The organism is Limosilactobacillus coleohominis 101-4-CHN (genome assembly GCF_000161935.1).
In the GTDB taxonomy this organism is placed as follows: Bacteria; Bacillota; Bacilli; order Lactobacillales; family Lactobacillaceae; genus Limosilactobacillus; species Limosilactobacillus coleohominis_A.
The window spans coordinates 18,219-24,156 of sequence record NZ_GG698805.1 but is presented as its reverse complement, the minus strand read 5'-3'; the positions used below and the strand labels follow the sequence as shown (position 1 = coordinate 24,156).

General features: G+C 41.1%; 8 protein-coding genes. 6 read left to right on the top strand and 2 right to left on the bottom strand.

From position 1 onward, the window contains the following. Nucleotides 1-551 precede the first annotated feature (551 nt). The 6 genes from HMPREF0501_RS09130 (at nucleotide 552) to HMPREF0501_RS06505 (ending at nucleotide 4,478) form a co-directional block, all read left to right on the top strand. Nucleotides 552-722 (top strand): hypothetical protein, encoded by a 171-nt coding sequence (locus HMPREF0501_RS09130; RefSeq protein WP_223206792.1) that lies wholly within the window; start codon nucleotides 552-554, stop codon nucleotides 720-722. A 428-nt stretch (nucleotides 723-1,150) separates the two neighbouring features. Continuing rightward, on the top strand, nucleotides 1,151-1,300 hold the full coding sequence (locus HMPREF0501_RS09375; RefSeq protein ID WP_263598702.1) for a TetR/AcrR family transcriptional regulator: 150 nt from the start codon (nucleotides 1,151-1,153) through the stop codon (nucleotides 1,298-1,300). An 80-nt stretch (nucleotides 1,301-1,380) separates the two neighbouring features. Further along, nucleotides 1,381-1,611, top strand: a complete 231-nt coding sequence (locus HMPREF0501_RS09025; protein WP_191975872.1) for a hypothetical protein — start codon at nucleotides 1,381-1,383, stop codon at nucleotides 1,609-1,611. Nucleotides 1,612-1,668: 57 nt separating this feature from the next. Further along, on the top strand, nucleotides 1,669-2,373 hold the full coding sequence (locus HMPREF0501_RS06515; RefSeq protein WP_006917125.1) for an NUDIX hydrolase: 705 nt from the start codon (nucleotides 1,669-1,671) through the stop codon (nucleotides 2,371-2,373). A gap of 115 nt (nucleotides 2,374-2,488) precedes the next feature. Further along, nucleotides 2,489-3,928 (top strand): nicotinate phosphoribosyltransferase, encoded by a 1,440-nt coding sequence (locus tag HMPREF0501_RS06510; RefSeq protein ID WP_006917124.1) that lies wholly within the window; start codon nucleotides 2,489-2,491, stop codon nucleotides 3,926-3,928. 1 nt (nucleotide 3,929) lies between these two features. Next, nucleotides 3,930-4,478, top strand: a complete 549-nt coding sequence (locus tag HMPREF0501_RS06505) for a cysteine hydrolase family protein (RefSeq protein ID WP_006917122.1) — start codon at nucleotides 3,930-3,932, stop codon at nucleotides 4,476-4,478. 78 nt (nucleotides 4,479-4,556) lie between these two features. Here the strand turns inward: HMPREF0501_RS06505 and HMPREF0501_RS06500 are convergent, their stop codons facing one another. Then, nucleotides 4,557-5,366 carry an IS3 family transposase gene (locus HMPREF0501_RS06500; RefSeq protein WP_006917121.1) on the bottom strand — a complete coding sequence of 270 codons (810 nt, stop codon included), beginning with the start codon at nucleotides 5,364-5,366 and terminating at the stop codon, nucleotides 4,557-4,559. 38 nt (nucleotides 5,367-5,404) lie between these two features. Continuing rightward, complete coding sequence (locus tag HMPREF0501_RS08605; protein WP_223206794.1) at nucleotides 5,405-5,731, bottom strand: helix-turn-helix domain-containing protein; 327 nt, start codon at nucleotides 5,729-5,731, stop codon at nucleotides 5,405-5,407. Between the last annotated feature and the right edge of the window lie 207 nt (nucleotides 5,732-5,938).

The window sequence follows — 5,938 nt, the reverse complement described above, 5'->3', positions numbered from 1 at the left end:
TAGTTGTTTCATGTTAATTGTCCTTTAGTTGGTTCATGTTATAATATAAGTGTAAAAGATAGGTGAGGATTATGCATTTGGTTCTCACTAACACAAAAGCCCCTCGGTAATCCGCCATAATTACCAAGGGGCTTTAATTGTGGGTTAGATGCTGTCACTGACTATTATCACTTACGATGGCTTAACCAATCCGCCAGGTAAACGGGAACTACCACGAGGGATAATTGTGATAAATAGTGTAAAAGATAGGTTATCAGGAAATTCATTGGTTCTCACCTCCCAACATTAGAAAGTGGATTCTAAGTGAGAATGTGACAGCCCTTTAATTATATCATGGCAGCAGAAGTCTCTTGAGTTAAAGATGGCTTTTACTAAAGGCGCTCACGAGCGCCGAACAGGATTTGTGACAAAAAATAAATCTTGCAGGCTATTACTATGCTCAAAAATAATCAGGAAATCATTGCGGAAACGGACGAAGACTTACAATTACAAGCGGTATGCAACTTGATGACGCTGAGCGACGATGTTTGTTGAATATGGGGATCCTATTTTTGGATATTCAACGAATTAAACCGTACTGGGCGGCCATTCGACAGTACTTACAAGATACCCAACCTGATGAACGGGTGTGGACACTGTTTAAGGTTCATGATATTGCCAACCATCAACTGGCTAATTACATCTTGTCAGTGGCTTTTAACCCGCAAAGTCAAGGTGAATAATCACATATATTAAAATAATAAACCCTAACTAGAAATTAGGGTTTATTTTTCAGGATTCTTGAGGGGTTATTTATAAAATGGACCCTAAATTAAAAACCAGTATAAAAAAGAGTATCTTTTCAGACACTCCGCCTGTTCGTATAAGTAATCAGCTGATCAAACTTGTTGATTAATGTGTTATTCACAATAACAATCCATGCTTTTTATTGTGCGGGTGTTCAGATTCGGTTTGTTGAGGTAATGATGGTTGTGATTGTTTGTGTGTAGTTAAATCTAATTGTTGTGCTTGATTGGCAATCCTATTAGTCGTTGCAATCTGTTCGTCCTTAACCTCTAACTGCTGTTTAAGTAGCTCAATAAAAGCTGATTATTCTTTGGCTTGAGCCTGTAAAAAATTATTAACCGTTAAGCCGTACCAAGAAATTTTCGTGATCGATATTAGTAACCAAACCCATATTTCCCGGCGGACTTTTTACCGGAATTTCAAAAGCAAAGACGATGTGATTAATCAGTATGTTATTTCCTTACTAAAGAAATACACTGATTGGATCTTGCAAGTTAACCCCCATCATCGATGACTTCTTTACTTACTGGCCAGCTCACTCAGCTAAATTGGCTTTGTTAGTTAAAGCTGGTTTAAGCTATAAGATCTTGGATAATGCTAACCAAACGATGCCGGTTTTATTTCGGCGTTTCCATCTCCGCCACCCCAGTGTTGCTTGAAACATCGATGTCACTAACGATACCAAAAGTTGAATATATGACCCGCATTGCCGTCGGTATTTTCTGGAATACTTTTCGCTTATGGTTAGCCCATCCGACATCGATCACCATTCAAAATTTAGCAATCCTCGTCAAACATGATTTAAAGCGACTGCGCAATTACTAGTGGCCGAGAAATGCTAAAATAGAGTTGAGTTAATAATTATGAAGGGAGGAGCGTCAATTGGATAGTGAAATTATTGCCCGGCCATTGGTGACCATCACCAACGTCATTTGGAGTTTTAATACTGAATTACACCGACCACAATTACTATTGATTAAGCGGGCAGATGAACCTCTAAAGGGACATTGGGCCCTCCCCGAAACCCTCTTGCGGAGTAAAGAGAGTGCCGACGCGGCCTGCATTCGTCTAATTGACGATAAAATTGGCCTGCAAGTTCCGATGAATTCAACCGAACAACTGGCCACCTTTACAGATCCCAAGCGGGTTACGGGAACTCGGGCACTGGCACTCGCATATATGATCTATTTACCATCAACCCCAAAATTGCATCCAGGGTATGGGGCCACAGATGCCCAATGGTTCGTGCTTGATAAAGATCAGGGCAACTATGTGAGCACCCATGACCAACAGGAGATTATCCTAAGTCCCGCTGGTCACCTGGCCTTTGATCATATTCAAATCATTACCACCGCCATTAATCGGATTAAAAACAAGCTGGACTATCAACCCCAAATTCTTCGAATCTTAGGTAATACCTTTACCCTGCGCCAAGCGCGCGAAGTCTTTGCGGCTTTCTTAGGTACGACAATTGACAAGATTGATAATTCCAACTTTAAGAAAACTCACAACCACCTCTTCAAAGAAGTCGGGGCCGCCACTTTGAACCATTCTGGGCGGCCACCAAAGCTCTACCAACTTAACTAAAGGGCATCATTTGCATTTTGCTGCAAAGTATTTATACTATAAGTAAATAAAAGTCAACCATACTTTTATTTTTAGCCAAATTAAAGTATGGTTGACTTAAAAGGAAGAATTTAAGATGAATCTACAACTATTAACCGACTTATATGAATTTTCCATGGCCAATGGGTACTACGCTACCCTACCCCATGATCGACAAGCTCGCTTCGACGTCTTCTACCGCCGGGTTCCCGATAACGGTAGTTTTGTCATTGTCGCTGGTCTCCAGCAAGTGGTAGAACAAGTTCAAAATTGGCATTTCACTAAGGAGAATATTGAATACCTGAACTCCCTGAATGAATTTACTCCCGAGTTTTTGGATTACCTGAGCAAGATTAAAAATCACTGCTCGATTAAGGCTTTACCAGAAGGAACCCCTGTTTTCCCACGGGAACCAATTATTTCAATTAGTGGACCGTTGATTGAAGCCCAGCTGTTAGAAACCTTTATTCTAAACATCATTAACCATCAATCATTAATTGCGACGAAGTCTTGGCAAATCAACCATGCCGCTCAAGGCCGACCAATTATGGAATTTGGTGCGCGACGGGCGCAAGGCCCTGATGCCGCCACGTATGGGGCGCGGGCCGCGGTGATCGGCGGTTGTACCAGCACGTCGAACTTACAAGCAGCCAGTCAATTTAATATCCCCGCGGCCGGCACAATGGCACATGCCTGGGTCGAAAGCTTCTCTGATGAATTAAGTGCCTTTCAAGCTTGGGCCAAGGTTTATCCTGACAAAGTTTCCTTGCTCGTTGATACTTATGATGTCTTGAAGTCAGGAGTGTCGAACGCGATTCGGGTCTTCAAGCAAGTTAGCGCTCAAGGGCACCAACCAGTCGGGATCCGGATCGATTCCGGTAACATTTCGCAATTAGCCATCAAAGCCCGGAAGATGCTCGATGATGCCGGCTTCCCTAAGGCAAAGATTACAGCTTCAAATGCCCTTGATGCGCATGTAGTTAAGTCGTTGTTGGATGAAGGAGCTCCAATTGATAACTTTGGGATTGGGGAACGTTTAATTACCAGTTCCTCCAGTCCGGTATTAAGTGGCGTTTATAAGCTCGCCGAAGAAAAGATTAATGATCAATGGATCCCCAAAATTAAGGTTAGTGATAGCAGAGAAAAGATCACCCTGCCTGGTAACAAGCAAGTTTACCGGATTTACCGGCAAGATAACCTACATCAAGCGATCGCCGATGTAATTGGCCTGGCTGGTGAGCACATTACGGCTCCATTGAAAGTGGTTAATGCTAATTCGGCAACCACACACGCTAGCCAAGTTCTGACTAACTTTAATGCTAAGCCATTGATGCAAGAATATCTGGGTTCCAATGCTTCCCCAATCGAAAATGATCTCTTTAAGATTCAGCAATTCTCAATGGATCAAGTAGCAGAATTACCAGAAGCCACAAAACGGTTAGTTAACCCAGATCGGTACCCAGTTTACTTAACAGCTACATTGGCTGAATTGCAAGAACAGTTAATTACTAAAGCCCAATTTACGGAGGAATATTAAGATGGCTAAAGCGCTCTTAATTATTGACTATACAAACGACTTTGTGGCTGATAAGGGATCACTAACGGTTGGCAAGCCAGCGCAGACGTTGGCCCCAGAAATTATGCGGTTAGCCGATCAATTCTTAACCCAGCATGATTATGTGATCTTTCCCACTGATGGTCACCGGCTTAATGACCCATTCAATCCAGAAACCAAACTATATCCGGCCCATAATATTATTGGGACGACCGGTCAGAAACTATACGGCCAAGTCGGCAGCTGGTTTGATCAACATCATGACGATTCCCATGTCTACAAATTCAATAAGAACCGTTACTCCTCCTTCCAAAACACCAATTTGGATAACTACCTGCGGGAACGGCGGATTGATGAAGTCTGGATTGCTGGTGTCTGCACTGATATTTGTGTCCTCCACACCGCAATCAGTGCCTACAACCTAGATTACCACATTGTGATTCCACAAGCAGCCGTGGCCACGTTCTCACCAGCTGGTGCTGAATGGGCTATGAATCATTTAAAAAACGTATTAGGGGCCACAATTCGATAATTCACTTTCAAATGATTATCAAAAAATTCCCTTTGCTAAATTGAAGTGCTATAAAAAAGTTGGACACTTTACTAACTTTTAAAGATTGGAATGATATCGAATATATTCATTCGGTGTCATTCCTTTTTTATTGACTGAAATTCGGACATTATTGTACCAATGAATGTACTGATCAATTACAGTTTTAAATTGTTGAAATGAAGTAATCTTAACCCGATTCAAACACTCACGTTTTAACAAGTTAAAGAAACTTTCGGCGGGTGAGTTGTCTAAACAATTTCCCTTACGGGACATTGATTGGGTAATTCCGTGCTGATGTAATAATACTTGATACGACGCGTGTTGATATTGCCATCCTTGATCCGAATGCATAATGGGATTACTACTTTGCGGCAGTTTATTAAATAAACCAGCCAACATATTACTAACTAAATTCATATTAGGATGAGTTGAAGTTGCGTAAGCAACCACGGCACCGCTAGCTTCATCAATGACTGGTGATAAATAGCCTTTGGTCTGTTCATTAATAGAAATTTGAGTGATATCTGTATGTAGAACTTGATATGCTTTTTGGGCATTGAATTGCTGATGTAAGTAATTAGGGGCAACTTTACCCACATGGCCGTGATATGAATGATAGTGACTCTTGGCTGAGTACACTGTTACCTTTAATCCCATGCTACTCATCAACCGACGGACAGTTTCTTGACAATATGTAAATCCTTTTTTCTTAAGGCAATACCAGATTCGTCGATAACCATAGGTTTCCTTACTGTATTTAAATTGCTTCGCAATTTCTTCTTTTACTTGATAGTACTTGTCTTTGCGCTGAGTAATTTTCAGACGTTCGTAGAACGTGGAGCGTGGAATCTCAAAATAGATTAACAACTTAGATAATGGATACTTGGCCCTAAGATCTTGAATAGCTAGTGCTTGTTCTTTTCGCGCTGCTGTCTTAGGGCTCGTAATTTTTTTAGAATATCAATCTCCATTTCCTGATCGGCTATGCGTGCTTCTAGATCAGCTATTCTTTGTTTATATTGCTCTTCTTTAGTGGGTTTAATTGTTGATTTCTTAATCGCTTTACGTTTATTCATGGCTTTAGCTGGTCGACCTTTAGGCTTTGGCCGAAGGCCAACGATCCCTTCATTTTTATATTTACAATACCACGAACGAACTTGTGATGGGTTTAGATTAAATTTTACGGCTACTTTGTCTATACTTAACTCATGCATGCGATAGTAATTAACCACCTGTAGCTTAAAATCAAGCGAATAACGATGATGACTTCTGCTAGGAGCCAAGCTCTCATAGCCATGTGCTTGAACTTCACGTACCCAGGTCCTTAATTATTTTCGCGAAGCGATAGCGAATTTATGGCAAACCACTGCATAATTATGACTTCCATTCAAATACTTTTGAACTGCGCTAACTTTAAACCGATATGAATATTTAGACAT

Bases quoted from the DNA above. Each gene is read 5' to 3' on its own strand.
- HMPREF0501_RS09025 (WP_191975872.1), top strand. From the start codon at position 1,381: ATGCTAACCAAACGATGCCGGTTTTATTTCGGCGTTTCCATCTCCGCC.
- HMPREF0501_RS06510 (WP_006917124.1), top strand. From the start codon at position 2,489: ATGAATCTACAACTATTAACCGACTTATATGAATTTTCCATGGCCAAT.
- HMPREF0501_RS06505 (WP_006917122.1), top strand. From the start codon at position 3,930: ATGGCTAAAGCGCTCTTAATTATTGACTATACAAACGACTTTGTGGCT.